The sequence below is a fragment of the Armatimonas sp. genome, from assembly GCF_031410135.1.
Taxonomy (GTDB): Bacteria; Armatimonadota; Armatimonadia; order Armatimonadales; family Armatimonadaceae; genus Armatimonas.
Window position 1 is genome coordinate 1 of record NZ_JANNYP010000197.1, and the last position, 16,513, is coordinate 16,513.

Consider the following 16,513-nt stretch of genomic DNA (forward strand, 5'->3'; position numbering starts at 1 on the left):
TTACGCCGCCCGACACCCGTCAGGCTTAGCGCCCCTTCCGAGCGCTCTAGCTTTTGGAGAAACTGTCGCGCTGCTAGAATCCCGGCGATGAGTAGCAGCGAGCCCGCGCCAAAGAAAATCCCTGCCGCCTCCTCGCCATGCTTACCGATGCCCAAGAAAGCAAGGCCGAGGGCGAGAATTGCAAGGATGAGAGGAAGCCATCTCCCCGCCCCTTCGGGCCATCTCCCCGCCGCTGAGACGGCGACCCTCTTCCCATCTTCGCTTCGCGTGGAAGAGGGTATTCCGATGAGGAGCGCTTGTGCCGAGGACTGTCCTTGCTTTCGTGCCACGAGCCAGATCACCAGGAGTGCGACAAGAAAGCTACCGATGCCGCCGCCGAGAAGTGTTTCGGGTTTGGCGTGGTACTGAAGAGGTGAGCCAACAACGGCATCTTTCCAGACTCCACTCAGCCCCGCGATCACGGCGCGGGTGTAGAGCGTGGCGACAAAGACACCGACGATGCTGGCGAGAAAGGCGATGAGGCCACCTTCGAGGAGGAGTAGGGTACGGACATGGCGTGGCGTGACTCCGAGGGCGAGGAGCGTCCCTACTTCGCGGCTACGCTGCTCGACCCCGAAGCCAAAGAGCAGCGCGGCTAGCAGAAGCGCGGCAATAATCAAGAAGATGCTAAAGCCCAGAAAGAGAATGCTGAAGTCCCATGAATTGGCACTCGCGGAGAGCGCACGCTCACGGATGGGCTGGAAGAAAAGCCCCAGAGCGGCGGGACTGAGCGCTTGGCGGACGCACGCCTCGACGGTCGCACTGTCGGATTTATAGCGAATCGCTGTGAGGTTGCCAAAGCGGTTGTCCCAGATCTTTTGGCCCGCTTTGAGGGTGATAAAGGCCTTAGGAGTTCCTCGGTAGGCAGTCCAGTAAGCTTGGTCGTTATCGCGGATTTTTTCCAGATCAATAGGGACGCCTGGCTCCCAGTCGCGGCAGTCTTTCTTATCCGAGAGACCAGGGATATCGGGCATGAGTGCGGGATCGAGCGTCGGGCCGGAGAGCGGGACGATGCCACGGACTTTAAACTCGCTGGTGTGCTCCTCCAGCTTGCGGAGCGGGCCGACGAGCCAGTAACTGAGCGCGATTTTGTCGCCCACTTTGGCCCCCAAGTCATCGGCGAGCCACTGGTTGATGAGTGCTTCGTCGTCGGCCATGCCTTGCGGCAAGGGGGCACCCTCTAGCGCGGCGACCGTGGAGTAGGGCACGGATTTTGTGCCGAGCGTCAGGCGATTAACAAAGTAAGTGAGGATGCGACGGGCTCCGGGCTGGGCAGTCTCGGCGGCCTTGGCGACTTCTGGCTCGAGAAAGACGCGGTCGGTGCGTAGCTCAAGCTCGCCCGTGGCGGGGACGGGCTTGAGCTTCAGGCCCGCATCGGTGAGCTTCCACTTTTCCCAGAGCGCACGGGTAAGCGCGTCCGTAGCCGTTCCTTTGCCGACCAGCAAGAGATTGGCGCGGCCCTCCTGCCCGATGGCTTTCTGGAGCGTGGCGCGGGGAATAAACGCGTTGTAGGGTGGGATCTGGTTGGCATCCAGGCTGAAGTTGCCAAAGAGCTGCTCAGTGATAACAAAGCGCACGGGAAGGCGCAGAGCCACCGTGGCGTCTTCGATCTTGGAGAGCGGGGCATCGCGCGAGAGTAGGCTGGGTTTGTCCACGCGGATGAGAACTTCGTCGCCGACATCCACACCGAGGAACTTCGCCAGCCGCTCATTGAGGGCGACCCCGTCCTCGGCCATGTTGACCGTGCCCGCGCCGCCTAGCTTCCAGAACGCCTCATCCACCCCGACCACTTGCACACGCCCCGCACGCGCCGTTCCCTCGCTATTGGCCGCCGCCCCGCGCAGTAGAATTGAGGCCGAGGTCGGGGCTGCCACACCGAGTTCGCCCGTCAGCTCTGTGCGGAAGAAGCGCCCCGGATTGTAAAGCGCATGCTCGATCCCTCCGATACGCGCCAGAGCTTGCTGCGTCAGGCTGTAGCGCACCGAGTCCCCGACGGCAAGGGCACCCGTGAGGATCGCCGCCGCCAGCACCGCACCGAGAAATACCCCAAGGTGGGCTTTCTTATGGAACTTTAGCCCCGCCAGCGCGAGCTTGAGGAGAGTCATGGTGTTTCCCCCCTAACCCCCGCCCGGCGGGGGGACAAAGTCGAATCGGATTCCTTACATTCCCCCCGCTCGGCGGGGGTTAGGGGGGTGGTTTTCATACCAGAATCCCCTCGTCGAGGCGATAGATCTTGCCCAGCTTGGCGGCTAGCTCGGGCGAATGGGTGATGACGAGAAGCGCGACACCTTCTTCTTTGTTGAGCTCGATCAGCAAGTCCGTGAGATTGTTGGCGGAGTCTTGGTCCAGCGCGCCCGTGGGCTCGTCGGCGAGGAGGAGCTTGGGCTCGTTGAGGAGCGCCCGCACGACGGCAACGCGCTGGCGTTCTCCGCCGGAGAGCTGGCCAGGGAGGTGCGAAAAACGCTCGCCTAGACCAACGCGATTCAGCAGGCGCTTGGCGCGGGCCTCGGCGGGCTCTTTGCGCTGCGTGGGGCCTTCTGCGAGTGTCGGGATGAGAACGTTTTCCAGAACCGTGCACTGCGGGAGCAGGTGATGGAGCTGGAAGATCATCCCCAGCTTCTGGCTCCGCACCCGCGCCAGGGCATTTTCGTCGAGGCCGATCAGGCTGGTGCCGTCGAGTGCGAGGCTCCCACTATCGGGTATCTCCAGCGTCCCGATGATATTGAGCAAGGTGCTCTTGCCTGAGCCCGATGGCCCCACGATCGCGGCCATTTCGCCCGCACCAAGGCTCAGGTTCACCCCGCGCAAGACGGGCTTCTCTACTCCAACAAAACTCTTGACGATCCCCGAAAGCTCCAGCAGACTCATATCTCTACTTTACCCGATAACCCGGACAACGAGTGTCCGGGCTTAAGAGGGCGACGCGTCCCTTCGGACGCAGTAGATTCTCTTGGCTGCGAAGGCAGCCGTAGCCCTCTTAAGCCGGAAGACTCGTTCTTCCGGGCTAACCAGTGAGCGTGGCATGGAGTTTTTCCAGAAACGCATCGCCGTCTTCGCAGGTGGCGAGCAGGTAGTTGCCCGACCACTCGTCCCAGCCAGACATCAGCAAGATAGACCAGCGGACGTAGCTGGGAAAGATGCTCTGACCGGGGCCAAGAACGGACTCGCCGGTCTCCCGAAAGGCCTCCGCTTTGAGCCGCTCTAGGGCCGCCTCCCAGAGCTCCTCGGGCGAGTCGTCAAACTCTAGAGCTAAGTGCCCATTGGCGGCGGTATGCAGAAACATCAGGGCACCGTCGCGTGGTAGCGCGCAAGAAGCTCGATCTTGATCAGCTTTGCGCCGCTCACCGACTCAGGGAGGAGAATGGGCGGGTTTTGCGGCATCGGGAGAACCGCAAGCTCTAGCGCTCCCGTGAGAATCTCGGGGCCGAAGCGCTGGAGACCGATCTCGAAGGGCTGGCCGTTGTAGAAATTATCGGTGAGGAGCTTGCCGCCTAGCGTGAGCCGCGCCACATCGCCGGTGTAGTGGATGCGCAAGAGCGGGTCGAGTGCGAGGTCAAGGCTCGGTGGCAGGACGATCTTCCAGAGGGCAGCTTGCGCAAAGTCGGCGTCCTCAGGTGCGGTAGCGACCGGCGTGCTGATCTTGCCCCGTGGGATTGTCCGAGGCTGCCCGGCGGGACGGATCACTTCTGCACCGACCGTAAGTTTCTGCGCACGGGGCTTGCTGACTTCGACGCCACGGAAGCTCTCGCCATCAAAGAACTTTACGGCAAGCAGCTTGGGATCGTCGGCGCGGAGGTGTAGCAAGATCCCCTCGGCACTGAGGCTCGCGGGGCTAAGATAGACTTTCTTATCGAGCTTGTAGAGCTGGAGCGAGTCCGCTTCGCTCAGAAGACATATCTGGACACTCCCTAGATCCAGGCTCTGACCCGGCTTGAGCGCCTTGATGGTTTTCTCAAAGGCAAAGCGTGCGGGAACACCAGGCGTCTCCGCGAAGAAGATCGTGCGCTTGGGGCCTTTGGTGACCGTGCAGAGCGGCTGTGCGGTCGCCCACTTTAGGATCAGGCTGTTGCCAAGATTGAGCGCAAAGGGCCAGAAAAAGCGACTCCCAGCGGGCACGGTCACGGGCTGATCGGGGAAGAGCAGCTCACCCTTGGGTAAGCTAATCTTGAACTGGATGCCTTCTTTGGCGGCGAGCGTGGTGCCACGCTGGTGGTTGTTGATAAAGACAAAGCCGCTCTTGCTGTCGCTGCGGACGCACCAGCGCAGAGTGGAGAGGTCGTCTTTGCCCGTGGGGCGCTGGTCGGGCATGAACGCGGGCATGGAGGCGAGCTTCTCGCCAAACTCTTGGAGGAAGAGATGCAGACGACGGAGCCGGTGGTAGTGGGGACGTACCTGGCCAAACTCCCCAAGCGGCGCACCAAAGTCGTAGGTCTTGACCGGCAGGTCGTTCCAGTAGCCTGTCGCCTGAGACTCCATCAGGGTTGTCTTGCCCTCGGGGTTGGTGCCGCCGTGGTACATGTAGTAGCCTGGTAGCGTGCTCCCCGAGCCAAGCTTAACCAGAACAGTCGCCTCGATATCAGCGGGAGCCAGCGCGATTCGTCGGTGGTAGCTGCTGGGCATCCCACCCCCGATCTCGCAGGTTAAGTAGGGGTAGCGCGTGGCATCGGCATCGTCTTTGGCATCGCGCTTGCCCAGAATATCCGTCGCAATCGCGCTGTCGGTGCGCAGGTGGGAGAAGTGGAACCCGGACCAGTAGTTGCCCGGCATGGGTTTAAGCTCACGATCCCAGAACCCCTCGGCATAGACTCCAAAGAGCGGCAGGAGCTCACCAAAGGGCATCGGGCTTGCCAGACCCGGCCAGCCGGTGCGGGTGTAGAGCGGCACATCAATTCCTGCCTCACGCGCTAGTTTTTTCAGCGTGAGCAAGTGCTCCGCGCGACCGCCGTACTCGTTCTCAATCTGCGCCCCAACCACCGGGCCACCGTCTTTCCAGAGAAGCCCCACAAACTGCTTGCTAATCTCCCCATAGAGAATCGCCACTTTCTTCAAGTACGGTGGGTCGTCGGTGCGGGTCTTGGTGCCTAGAATCCAGTCCGGCAGGCCACCATTGCGCACCTCGCCGTGGCACCACGGGCCGATCCGCGCCACAAAGTGCAACCCCAGCTCGCCGCAGAGTGCGACAAAGTCTCGCAGGCTACGCTGCCCGCTCCAGTCAAAGCTTCCCTCGGTCTCCTCGTGGTGAATCCAGAAAACATACGAGGCGATCAGCTCCAGCCCGCCCGCTTTCATCTTGAGAAGCTCCTCGCGCCACTCACTTGCGGGGTAGCGGGCGTAGTGAAACTCGCCCATCACCGGCGTCCAAGGCTTGCCATTGAGTTGTAAGCTCTGCCGCGTCACCGTGAGCGTCGCGCCATCCGGGCGCCGCGACGAGCCCATGGCATAGGTCTCAGAGGGAAACATTGGAGCGGAAGGAACCGTGAGGGTGAGAGGGTTTTTCATCGTATAATTCTACATTGTGAAGAGCAGATTCTGAAGCTTAAGAAATCGTTTCTTATTTTGGGGTTGGGTTGTCTGCCCAAATTTCGAACAGACCTGGAAGGTTTTTGCAAAAAGTGGATTGCTTCTTGTTAAAGCCTCGACACGTGGGAAATACTCGGTGAAGTGGTATTCCAAGAGGTGTTCGAGAAGGCAGGTAGCAATGGCAGTACGCAGGTCTTCGTCGGGGTGCGAGCCCCAGCGTGCGATGAACGGCCAAAGCACTTCCGGGACGGAGTGAATCAAAGGCTCCAGTGTGATGATCGCTTGCCAGCGCGGATCAGGACCTTCGGCAGTTGCTTGGCCTGGCAGGAGGCGCTCCACCTGGGCAATGGACGCGATCATAGCTCCAGTAAGTCCCGACCAACGATAATGGTGCCGCTGAAGTAGGGCTTGACGGTATCGTGCCAGGCCGAGTCGGGGAGGGGGGCGCCGCCGGGGACGAAGTGGGAGAGGACGAGAGTCTTGACGCCCGCTTCGGTGGCAACGCGGCCCACTTGCTCGGGTGTGGCGTGGCTGGCGTGGAGGTGCTCGCGGAGGGTCTTGGCGTTGGGCTCGCTGGCGATGAGTGGTTCTAGGGCACTGGGAAGCATGATCTCATGAACGAGCACATCCGCTCCTTGTGCCAGCTCCACAACACTCTTGCTGTAGGTCGTGTCGCCGGAGAAGACGAAAGACCGATCGGGGGTGTCGAATCGGTACGCAAACGAGTGCTTGAGCGGTGGATGGGCATTGAGCGTGCAGCGCACCGTCACGTCGTTCTCGCTCAGAAGCTCGCCGGGCTTGGTGAACTCTCGCACGCTCACAAAGTTCTCAAACGGCGGACGGCCTTCGTCAGCGATTCGTGTTTTGATGTCCAGTGCTTGAAACGCTTGGAAGTGGCGCAGCATGGCCTTAAGCGGTGGCGGCCCCCAGAGCGTAATCGGCTTTGTAGGGTTAGTCGCCCACGCCAGCAAGGCGAGCGTCCCAATATCGGCGCTATGGTCGGAGTGCTGGTGAGTGAGAAAGACATTCCGAAAGCTATTGATCCCGATCTTGGCCTTCGCAAGCTGCTGTCCCACCCCATTGCCCGCGTCAATGATAAACGTCTCCTCGCCCAGCACCAGCGCATACGCCGATGGTGCCCGGTTCGCCTTTGGTGTTGGCCCGCCCGCTGTTCCAAGAAGAACTAGCCGTGTGCGTGTTGCCTCTGGACTCACCGATTCCCCTTTGGTTTCTCTAAAATGACACCTTTGGTCGTGCGAATCCCGAGAAGGACTTCGTCCTGTCGGCCCGTTGTCACCAAAACCGTGCGTTTGTCTACAGGCTCAATGGTGAATTTCTGTGTGTTTAGGTGGTAGAGATAGCTGGCTTGCTCTCTCAATCCTTCATCATTGGTACAGGCTAAACCGACAATTGCATTCTTGGTGCGGAGAGGCTGTTTTTCAAAGTAGAGATCAAAGCCGTTTTTATTTTTGAGGCATTGATGAACTTTGCCTTGGAGCATATAGCAGAAAAAGTCCTCTCCAGTCATTCCACCTCGGGGAAGGCCAAAAACAGCGGACTGAGCATCCCAGGCAGCGAAATGAGAGGGAACCCCTGTACTTCCACCGTCAAAGCTTGCCTCGCCAATTTTGTGTCGGTATCGCTTACCCGAAGGCAGGTGCTCCATAAGAGAAAGGCGATGCTTAGGGCACCCGCCATTGCTTTCGTTTCCAGCGTCCACTTGTTTTGCAGCAAGAAAGTATCGGCCATGTGTGTCTGCAATAAGAAGGTCATCGGTGTATTGAAGTGAGCGTGGTTTCTGCCCCTCCCACCAAGTTTGATCGGTCTCGAAACGGTGGAGGGGGCGGAGGGTAGCAGCATCCATGAGAACGTTATTTATCAGGAGACGATCTCCTTTCGGGGAGATCAAGATCACCTCAGGATAATTTGGAGACGAGAAATGGTGTCGCTTGCCAGACGACACCTCAAAAATCGTGTCGTCGGTGGCATAGTAGGTGTGGCGACGTAGAGGGTCGGGGGCGATTAGGATGGTGCTTCTGGGAAAGACAAATTCGTGGTGAGAGGTCTTAGGTGTCACTTGGCTTGCTCCTTTTTTTGTCCTGTTCCCATTTTTGTATTGCTGCTTGCGTCGCTTTATTCATAACAGGGCTACTCTGATTGTGGAGAAGTGGTGCTTGTGCCCTGGCAAACTTGGCCCGAAAGGCGTCGCGAAATTCTTTGGAGAGCTGTTCGTCCAAAGCAGGAAGTGGCTCTGATGGCAGGATCGTACTTTTCAAGAACGCATTTGTAAACTTCCCTTCCGGATCGAAGGCTCCTCGTAGGCGCAGGAAGTCGGGGAGCTTGGGGTAGCCGGTGGGCTTCATCGTGAAGACTTTGCCCCAGTGGGGACGCGGGGCAAACGGGGCGAGAGCTTCTTCAATAACCGGTAGGAGCGCGAGTACTTCGGGGATACTTTGTTTCCAGGTGAAGTGAAAGCCGACCGAGTCGCGCCCGTAGTGGGGGCTGAGCCAGAGGTTGTCAGCGGCGATGGTGCGAATCTCGGAGATCATGAGCTGCGGCGCGAGTTTTTCGCGAAGTGCAGCGATGGCGGTGAAAGCCGCGAGGGCGTTTTCCCGCGCCACGAAGTACTCGCTCTGGAGCTCCGCGCCGCTGCTGGGCGTAAAGGCGAGCTTGAAGTGCGGCAGGCGCTCGTGCCAGGGGCCGGGGATGCCGCACTGGGGCGTGCAGCTCTCGGCGGAGTGATCGGGGAGCGGGTGACGGTTCTCGGTAGCCTTTTGCACCCCAAAGAGCGTCTCGGGAAAGTCGCCGGTTTTTGACTTCACCCAGACTTGGTTCACAAACGCACTCTGCCAATCCGTGAAGAGGCTGACGGAGTAGCCTGCGCTGGTGATTTCGTCGAAGTGGGCGAGAAGTGCCTCGACCGGGAGGTTGGTGTAGGCGGTCTGCGCGATCTCGTAGGTGGGCTGAATTTTAAGCGTGAGCTGCGTGACGATGCCCAGTGCGCCCAGATGGACCACCACGCCGTCGAAATCATCGCCGTGGGTTTCGCGGGAAAGAGACACTTTTTCGCCGCTGGCCTTGACCAGCTCCATCCCCACCACAGATGTCGCGAGGTTGCCGTTGTGATTTCCGGAGCCATGCGTGCCCGTTGCCACGGCTCCTGCCACGGAGATATGCGGTAGGGAGGCGAGATTTGGGAGCGCGAAGCCTTCTGCGTGCAAAAAACTCGCTAGCTCACCGTAGCGCACGCCGCTCTCAACCGTGACGGTTCTTTTTTCCCGATCCAGCCCGAGGATCTTGGTGAGCTTCTCGGTCGAGATCATGTCCTCGGGGCAGTCCGCAATCGCATTGAAGCAGTGGCGCGTCCCGAGGGCGCGTAGCTGTCCGCATTGGCAGACGAGGTCTTGTACCTGTACCACACTCGTTGGTTTGTGCAACCACTCCGCACTATACGTCAGATTGCCCGCCCAGTTTTTCCGGCTTTCCATACGGCTATTTTACGCCATATGCTACGCTCGTTTTAGCACGATCACCAGATAGATCACCACCATCCACAGAAGCGTGAAGGCGAGGCCACGCTGCCAGCGGAATTTTCGGTGCTGACAAAGCGAGAGCACTCCCTCGGTGAGGAAGCCCAGAACCAGCGCAATCCCGGTCAGCACCGCTAAAATCGTCTCCACCAATCCCGGAAACTCACCTGCATAGGAAATCGCAGGAATCATGAGCAGCACCCATGCTGCCCAGAGTAGTTTTTGTCGCATCTTCTACCTCCACTGGCATTCTAGGGCGTGCGGCAAAGAGGCTACCTGATGCAAAAGGCCCATTTATTACGGGAGGCGTGTGATAAGCCAATAGAGCCCTGCAAGCCCGATACCCACCGAGAGTGCTTTGATCAGCTTGGGGTGAAGCTTTGGCTTGTCTTCAGCGAGCTTGGCGAGGGCAGGCGCAACCGTGATCACGATGAGTGCCTGGCCGAGCTCAACGCCCGCATTGAACGCTGCCAGCGCGACGCCGAGCGCGTCTTTGGGTAGCCCTACTTCCGCTAGTGCGCCTGCGAAGCCAAAGCCATGGATTAGGCCAAACCCAAAAGCAAACCAAGGGCGTACATCACGCCGCTTTAGCTCAGGGTTACGAGGCCGCAGATTTTCCACCGCAATGGCGACAAGGGAGAGTGCGATGAGCGGCTCGACGATACGTGGCGAGGGATTCCAGAGCCCCAGTGCAGCCACAGTGAGCGTGATGCTGTGCGCCAGAGTGAAGGCCGTGACTGTCTTGAGGAGCTGCTTTAAGCCGCCACCGAGTAGCAGCAAGCCCAGCACGAAGCAGACATGGTCGGGGCCGCCGAAGATATGCGCGACTCCCTCGCGTACAAAGCGCAGAAAGACCTGCCCGCGGCTCTCACGAACCGTCTCTTTCGTCAGCTCCAGCGTGGGGTGGTTGGCATCCAGAAGCGTCTCGATCTCCGAATGGCCGTCGCGAAAGATCGATACCACGAGCTTCGATGTGGCATCCTCTGGGTAGAGACGTGTGAGCACCTCGGGATCGGTCACTTCTTTGTCTAATGTTGCCTGCCAGGTCACGAGATCATTGGGATCGTCGCGCAGGAGGTTGGTTTTCTGCGGCGCAAAGTCCGTGCCCGAAAAGCGTAGCCGCACCCGCTTGCGAAACGCCAGATCCATTGTCAGCGGCTCCAGCGGTTTCCCCTCAGCTTCCGTGAGCAGGCTGAGGTGGGTCGTAACACTCACCACGGTTTTCCCCTCTCCGACAATCACCCGTAGCCCCGAGAGCATCGGATCGTGTGCGCGCGCAGGAAGTGCGAAAAAGAGCGCTAGGAGAGCGAGCACGAGCTGTCTCACGGGGGCGGAAGCTCCGTCTTCCCGAGTAGCTTTAACCCATCGGCACTGTACTGGTAGAGCGTGTTGCCACGCTGGATAAAGAGAAACTGCCCCCTACCTGCCATACTTGTTCCATCTAAACCTCCGATTCCGCCGGGAGGGCCACCAGGACCACGTCGCTGGAAGCTGGCATCGGGCTGGCCACGGAACTTGCGGGGGATGAAGGGGAACGAGTCGGTGAGAACGTAGTAATATGTGCCCTCGGGAAACTCCGGCGTGATCCCGTAGCGTCCGTTCCAGGGATCGAGGTCGCCGCTACCCTTGACAAACTCAAAGTCGTTCTCAAACGAGCCGTCATAGGCTCCGCCGGGGGCATCGCCACTTTCGCGCGCGCCGCTCTTGAGCCTGTAGCTCGGCTTGAGCTTCTTCAGTGGCGATTTGGCACTGGTAGCGCTGCTGTAGCCGTAGTTTCCATAGATCGGGTAGCCATCAGCGGCCCAGCCCACCAGCGCCATTTTTCGCTGCCAGTCAAGCTTCTTGAGCAGGCCCATCGGCATCCCGTGGTAGTGGTAGGCTCCCGTCGGCTGCACATGTGCTAGGTTTTCGTCCACTCCTAGCCCACCCTGTGCCCCCATCACGCCGGTCATCGCCTCATAGCGCCACGTACGATTGCCGTTCCAGAACTCCGCGGTGGAGGGATCGAAAGGTACGCCATTGACCGCAATCCCAAAGTCTTGTCCGTTAGTGCTGATGTTCTCGTCGGAGGCTGTCGGCTTGACAGGCACCTTGAGAGTATAGCGCTGGGGCGAGATGGCGTTCGGGTTGCCACGGTTGGGGAACTGCCCGGTTACATGGTCCGGAATCCCATTGGCCGTGATATAGCGAAAGCCGTCCCGAATTTCGATCTTGACTTCGTTCTTAAAGCCCCCCGCTGTCTGACTCTGTGCCCGAAGCGCGATAGTGGCAGTCAGTGTTGTTGCGAGGCCCGTGATAAGAAAAAGCGTGTTGCGTTTCATCGTGCTCTGATTTTAAGCCGACCCAATGAAGAAGTCATGAAGTGAATAAGCTGTAGAGCAAACCTATTCAAAGCGCGGGAAAAAGAACCAATAAAATTTCCGTTGGATAGGTTTTGCCGAGATTCGTCGGGCGTTGAGAATCGTGTAGCCACCATTCGGGGTGACTTTTTCCTCTATCATAAAGACATCCGTGATTGGATTTTTATCGCTGTCATGGATGATATTGCGCCGTACCAGAAAGCCTCCCGAGACTACCTGAGTAGTTGTCTTGGTCAGGCCCAATTTTGCGAAGATCGCGAGAGTACATTCCCCAAAGTACCCAGAGGACTCGCGCATTCCCGAAGGAATTACCTCGGCCCAAGCTTGTGTTCTGAGGAAGTCTTGCATTAAGTACCAGGTTTGTGTTGCTGTTCTGAGGCGGACAAAATCAAGTGCGGCTTCCGGTGAAGAAACCTCAACTTTGTCTTTGAGCTGAGCAAGCGTGGTGATTTTTGTACGCTGCTTACCCTCTTCAAGATAAAGTTTTACAAATGCCTCAAGAGGAAAACCAGGTAGACGATTGTGAGGAATATCAATAATGAGTTTTCCTTTGACACGAAACAATGTCTTGATTGGTTTTCCTATGTCTGGATAGTGCATCGTGTTAGTTGCAGTTGGGGCGGACGATTGCCTTGACATCCACGCGGAAAGTTGGGTCGGGGACGCTAAAGCGAAGCGCGGTTCCGGCAAGCCCTTTGGGATCGAAGCGCAGGATCAATCGCACCGGCTTGCTCTTTGATTCTGTCTCGAAAAGTAGTGTTTGGGCGTTGCCTGCTCCCTGTGCCAGCCCTGAGTCGCGTAGCTCGGGGGCATCGGAGCGGGCAGGGATCGAGTTGCCGTCTTCTAGTACCAGAGTCACGCCCTGCCAGCCAGTTCCCGCAGGCGCAACACCGCCGGATTTGCTGCCATTACGAATCTCGACTTTTACTTTCCAGCCCATTCCCTCGGTGGTGGGATCGGCTTTCTCGACGCTCATCACTTGAAAGCGCCAGATGCCATTGAAGAGCCACTCGCCCCCCTTGCCCTCAACGGCATTTTGTTGGTTCGCTCCACCCGCACCGGTGGTTGTGGAAGCCGTGGGCAGTGTCAGCTCGACGCCGCCACGGGTGTACTGCACGCCCACTCCTGCGGCTTTGAGTGCATCTGCCGAGATATACGTCGTCCCTTTGACCACGACTGCGCCCGCTGGTATGGATTTGCCATTGATCCGCAGGCTTAGTGCTTGCTGGGCCGCAGCCATCGAGGCCACGGCCAGAGTGACGATTCCCAGTCCGTAGATACGTTTCATCTTCGGGTTCTCCCAAAGAGATTCTACCTCGAATTAGCGCAATGGGAACCCGGAGACATCCAGATCGGGTTTGGTTGTCCAGCGGGCTTTCCAGCCAGGTTTTTCGATCTTGGTTCGGAAAAGCACCGTGTTGTCTTTGTCTAGGTCGCGGGTCCAGATAAACTTTGCGCCCTCGAAGTTGTAGTCGTAGTAGGGCTTTTTAGGGTTGACGCGCTCGGTGGTGAACTCGGTGGCGTTGTCCCACTTGGAGTCATCGAAGCTGGGGAGATACCAGCTCGTCGGGATCGGCTCGTACTGGATAGGGGGAGCGCTGAAGATGCGCTTTGCCTTCCACTTGGCATCGCTTATCGTGCCATCACTGAACTTCAGCACAAAGCCGCCATCGCCGATACGGTCGCCGTACTCAAAACCCGTTTTCGGGTCGGCGTTGTCCTTGGCGATAATGGCGATCGTCATCGGGTACTCGGGGAGAAGATTGATATTGACGACATTATGCGGCAGGAAGTCAATCGGATCCACGGCGACGAGCTTACCATTGATATACATCGCAAACCAGTTGTCGGCATAGACATTGGCCTGGATCACATCGCCCATCTCGGGTTTGATAATCCCTCCCTGACCCCCGCCACCACGCGGCGGCTGGGCTAGTGCCAGAGCAAGGCTCCCGGCACCGACCAGAGCACCCAGAAAAAACGGAACGTATCTCTTAATATTCATCATTCTGACCTTTGTCTTTCGTAGGCGACATTGAGCACCGACGCGCTTAGTACTTTGCCTTCCAGGGATTTCAAGAGCGTATCACGAGTCACACCCGACGAGGTATCGAGCTTGACTTGATCGGAGAGGGCGTAGAGCGTCAGGATGTACCACTTCTTGCCCGGCCCCTGCGAACACGGCGGCGCGTACTGGCTGCGGCGGTTGACCGTATTGACCCCACGTGCTCCAGTTGTCCTATCGTTCTGCGGAATCGCCTTGATATCCAGGGAGATATTGTAGGCGAGCCAGTAGACATGGGGCGCTTCCGTCTCACCGGGTGGGTAGTGGTGCATCACCAGCGCGAAGGACTTGGTTCCCGCAGGCGCATTCTTCCACGCCACCGGCGGTGAAGCGCTCTCCCCATCGCAAGTGAAGGCTTTAGGAAGAAGCCCGCCATTCTCCACTACTGAGCTGATGAGCTGAAAATCCGTGGGCTTGGCAGGCGTGATGGACGGCCCGGGACGCTCTTGCTGCCTGCCTCCGCCACCTTGGCCGCGCTGTGGGTAGTTAAGCGTGATCGCCTTACCTTCCGGGTTGACATAGTCAAAGGTGTAGCTGCCGTTAGTTTCCACTTTGTAGTTCACAAGGCACGTCTGGCCCTGGATCACGTAGGTCAGCGAGTAGCTGCCCGGTTTGGGGCGCGAGAACGCCGTTATCTTGGCACCGGGCAGAGGTGGCGTGTCCGGGCGCGGGCTCTGAGCACGTGGCTGTGGATCCACCTGCCCTCCAATCTCCTGCACCTCGCCGTGAAAGCCGCCGTTGAGATAGGGGTAGGTCTTTGTTCCGTGGTAGTGGTAGCCAAGTGCCGCCGTGGTGTGCCCGTTGAACTCATCCAGCCCAGTGACTGGCTTGCCATCGGGCTCACTCTGGCCGTAGATCGCGTAGCCATCGAGGGCGTAGGCAATCGGCTTGCCTCTCCCTAGAATTTTTTCGAGATAGAGCGGCGCGATATGGTAGTGGTAGTCGTCGGCGCGGCCACAGTGCCCGCCAAACTCATCCAGCTCCCCGATCTTAAATGAGTCCACGCCCCGGTTATTGAGTGCATTGAAGATCGGGACACCATCGGCAGCAAGGGCCATCGCGCCCCGGAAAAAGTGGGTCTTGCCTGAGAGCGGATTGGCGGCAGGTACTGGCCTCAGCGGAAACTGCCAGGCGTTGCTACCCACATAGCGCTGGGGAATCGGCACCTGCTGCTGCCACGCCGTGATCCCGACCATCAGCGGGTGATCTGGCATCCCATCCGACTCGACATAGAAGTTCTTCGCGTCCGCGCGGGTCTTTACGTTTGGCGCAAAAGGCTTAAAGCTTGCCGCAATCGCCTCTGCCGTCGCGGACGACGATGCCGCCTGACGGTGCGACGCAATCGCGATCACCGGCACCGCCGCCAGCCCGAGCGCTGCGAACAACCAGAGTCTTGGTTTCATAGTCGCTATTATCCTGGAAAGAGATGAAGCTTCCATGAAGAAGCACAAGACCTAGAGGCAACCACTCATAAATGCATCACCGGATTTGCGACAGTAGAAAAAAATGAAGTCCCGTATGAATGCCCCGCAGAAGTGTGTACAATTGGAACGATGAAACGAGATAATCTGACTCCAGCGCAGCGACGCGCACGTTTTTTGAAGCTCCTTGACCGGCCCCGGGTATCTCTTGATGTCAAGATGGTGGGAAGTGTCAGTGGAATGCTTGTAACCGAGCAGGGGACGTTTGCCAGTGAGCCGGGTGAGCGGGTGCCGTTTCTGCTCCAGCGCCCCCTAGATTCAGAGAAGGATAAGATCAAGCGGCCTGCGGTGCTGGTGCTGCACGGGACGGGCGGAAGCAAAGAGGGCAATAAAGCGCTTCTGGCTGAGCTGGCGCAACGTGGGTTTGTGGCGCTCGCCATAGATGGGCGCTACCACGGCGAACGCGTGCCGGGCGGGGCAAAGAGCACCAAGGAGTACAACGAGGCGATCTTTCGGGCCTACCAGAAGCCGGAGCCGCGTCCCCATCCACTCTACTTCGACACGGTCTGGGACGTGATGCGCACCATAGATTTTCTGCAAAAACACTCCGCCGTAGACGGCAAGCGCATCGGGGTGGTGGGCTTTAGCAAGGGAGGGATCGAGACCTGGCTCGCCGCGGCTGCCGATGAGCGCATCAAAGTCGCCGTTCCCGCGATCGCCGTGCAATCACTGCGCTGGAGCCTGGAGAACGAGAAGTGGCAGGCACGGGCGGGTACGGTCAAAGAGGCGCATCTCTCGGTGGCGCGGGAGCTGGGAAAGAAAGAGATTGATGCTGAGGTCTGCCGTGCGCTCTGGGGAAAAGTGCTCCCCGGAATCCTAGACGAGTTCGACTGCCCCCAGATGCTCACGGCGATCGCGCCCCGTCCGTTGCTCATCCTCAGCGGCGAGAACGACCCGAACTGCCCGCTGGAGGGGGCCAAGCTCGCCTTCACTGCCGCGGAGAATGCCTACAAAACCAAGCGTGACTGCCTGGAAATTGATGTTGCCGCAGGAGTTGCCCATAAAGTCACCGACGAGCAACGTCAGCTCCTGGTGAACTGGCTTGTGCGTTGGCTCAAGCCGTAGTCATGCCCAATGCCACCCCCTCCGGCAAGCAGGTCAGGGACTGAGTAGAGGCAACGACACTGATAGCGAGAACCATAGATTATGTTGTTTTTTGCGACTCTGGCGACGACGTTTAGGCTACCTTTGAGCAACAAAAACACTTCACTGCAGATGTGAGCCATAAGCTAAAGACACCTCTGAGGCGTATTAAAGGTATGGCCAGCATGGCACTCCTCGCCCCCTAACACCCGAGCGCCTACTCGCGACTCTACAGAACATTGACCGCGCTCGCGCCCGGCTCGACGGCGGAACCGGCTTGGGCCTTGCTCTCTGCAAAAGCATTGCGCAGGCACACGGCGGACAAATTTCGTTTGCCAGTGCGCTGGGCCAGGGAACCGGGTGCAGGTCATAAAAGTGGTGAGGTAGCAGGCTGAAAAACGCGGCGACTCCAAAAGGCAAAAAAGGAATCCAACT

17 protein-coding genes and 1 pseudogene are annotated in these 16,513 nt (G+C 58.7%); 3 read left to right on the forward strand and 15 right to left on the reverse strand.

Features of this window, described 5'->3' with window-relative positions; translation table 11 throughout:
* The 15 genes from RMO15_RS07050 to RMO15_RS07120 all read right to left on the reverse strand — a co-directional run.
* A partial coding sequence (locus tag RMO15_RS07050) for an ABC transporter permease (RefSeq protein ID WP_309709766.1) occupies positions 1-2,144 on the reverse strand: 2,144 nt, incomplete at its 3' end.
* A 94-nt stretch (positions 2,145-2,238) separates the two neighbouring features.
* Complete coding sequence (locus tag RMO15_RS07055; RefSeq protein ID WP_309709768.1) at positions 2,239-2,907, reverse strand: ABC transporter ATP-binding protein; 669 nt, start codon at positions 2,905-2,907, stop codon at positions 2,239-2,241.
* A 136-nt stretch (positions 2,908-3,043) separates the two neighbouring features.
* Positions 3,044-3,322 (reverse strand): hypothetical protein, encoded by a 279-nt coding sequence (locus tag RMO15_RS07060; RefSeq protein WP_309709770.1) that lies wholly within the window; start codon positions 3,320-3,322, stop codon positions 3,044-3,046.
* Complete coding sequence (locus tag RMO15_RS07065; RefSeq protein WP_309709772.1) at positions 3,322-5,538, reverse strand: beta-galactosidase; 2,217 nt, start codon at positions 5,536-5,538, stop codon at positions 3,322-3,324. The genes RMO15_RS07060 and RMO15_RS07065 overlap by 1 nt, the downstream gene beginning before the upstream one ends.
* 9 nt (positions 5,539-5,547) lie before the next feature.
* Positions 5,548-5,919: a hypothetical protein gene (locus RMO15_RS07070; protein WP_309709775.1), complete on the reverse strand. Its 372-nt coding sequence runs from the start codon at positions 5,917-5,919 to the stop codon at positions 5,548-5,550.
* Complete coding sequence (locus RMO15_RS07075; RefSeq protein WP_309709777.1) at positions 5,916-6,773, reverse strand: MBL fold metallo-hydrolase; 858 nt, start codon at positions 6,771-6,773, stop codon at positions 5,916-5,918. The genes RMO15_RS07070 and RMO15_RS07075 overlap by 4 nt, the downstream gene beginning before the upstream one ends.
* Complete coding sequence (locus RMO15_RS07080) at positions 6,770-7,636, reverse strand: hypothetical protein (protein ID WP_309709780.1); 867 nt, start codon at positions 7,634-7,636, stop codon at positions 6,770-6,772. Before RMO15_RS07080 ends, RMO15_RS07075 begins: the two co-directional genes overlap by 4 nt.
* The gene (locus RMO15_RS07085; RefSeq protein ID WP_309709782.1) at positions 7,626-9,047 is read right to left on the reverse strand and encodes an FAD-binding protein; all 1,422 of its coding nucleotides are present in this window, start codon (positions 9,045-9,047) and stop codon (positions 7,626-7,628) included. The genes RMO15_RS07080 and RMO15_RS07085 overlap by 11 nt, the downstream gene beginning before the upstream one ends.
* 21 nt (positions 9,048-9,068) lie before the next feature.
* Positions 9,069-9,320, reverse strand: coding sequence for a hypothetical protein (locus RMO15_RS07090; protein WP_309709784.1), 252 nt, complete (start codon positions 9,318-9,320; stop codon positions 9,069-9,071).
* Positions 9,321-9,386: 66 nt separating this feature from the next.
* Positions 9,387-10,415, reverse strand: a complete 1,029-nt coding sequence (locus tag RMO15_RS07095; protein ID WP_309709786.1) for a HupE/UreJ family protein — start codon at positions 10,413-10,415, stop codon at positions 9,387-9,389.
* Positions 10,412-11,410 carry a YHYH protein gene (locus RMO15_RS07100; RefSeq protein WP_309709788.1) on the reverse strand — a complete coding sequence of 333 codons (999 nt, stop codon included), beginning with the start codon at positions 11,408-11,410 and terminating at the stop codon, positions 10,412-10,414. The genes RMO15_RS07095 and RMO15_RS07100 overlap by 4 nt, the downstream gene beginning before the upstream one ends.
* Positions 11,411-11,473: 63 nt before the next feature.
* Positions 11,474-12,049: a hypothetical protein gene (locus RMO15_RS07105; protein ID WP_309709791.1), complete on the reverse strand. Its 576-nt coding sequence runs from the start codon at positions 12,047-12,049 to the stop codon at positions 11,474-11,476.
* 4 nt (positions 12,050-12,053) lie between these two features.
* Positions 12,054-12,737: a hypothetical protein gene (locus RMO15_RS07110; protein ID WP_309709794.1), complete on the reverse strand. Its 684-nt coding sequence runs from the start codon at positions 12,735-12,737 to the stop codon at positions 12,054-12,056.
* Between the two features lie 33 nt (positions 12,738-12,770).
* Positions 12,771-13,457, reverse strand: a complete 687-nt coding sequence (locus RMO15_RS07115; protein WP_309709796.1) for a hypothetical protein — start codon at positions 13,455-13,457, stop codon at positions 12,771-12,773.
* Complete coding sequence (locus RMO15_RS07120; RefSeq protein ID WP_309709799.1) at positions 13,454-14,917, reverse strand: YHYH protein; 1,464 nt, start codon at positions 14,915-14,917, stop codon at positions 13,454-13,456. The genes RMO15_RS07115 and RMO15_RS07120 overlap by 4 nt, the downstream gene beginning before the upstream one ends.
* 150 nt (positions 14,918-15,067) lie before the next feature.
* Here RMO15_RS07120 and RMO15_RS07125 point away from each other — a divergent pair, with 150 nt between their 5' ends.
* From RMO15_RS07125 to RMO15_RS33210, 3 genes and pseudogenes are all read left to right on the forward strand, one after another.
* Complete coding sequence (locus RMO15_RS07125) at positions 15,068-16,060, forward strand: dienelactone hydrolase family protein (RefSeq protein WP_309709801.1); 993 nt, start codon at positions 15,068-15,070, stop codon at positions 16,058-16,060.
* 143 nt (positions 16,061-16,203) lie between these two features.
* A pseudogene (locus RMO15_RS33205) lies at positions 16,204-16,284 on the forward strand (hypothetical protein); the annotation flags it as partial.
* Positions 16,285-16,316: 32 nt separating this feature from the next.
* Complete coding sequence (locus RMO15_RS33210; RefSeq protein ID WP_369016088.1) at positions 16,317-16,451, forward strand: ATP-binding protein; 135 nt, start codon at positions 16,317-16,319, stop codon at positions 16,449-16,451.
* The last annotated feature ends 62 nt before the right edge of the window (positions 16,452-16,513 follow it).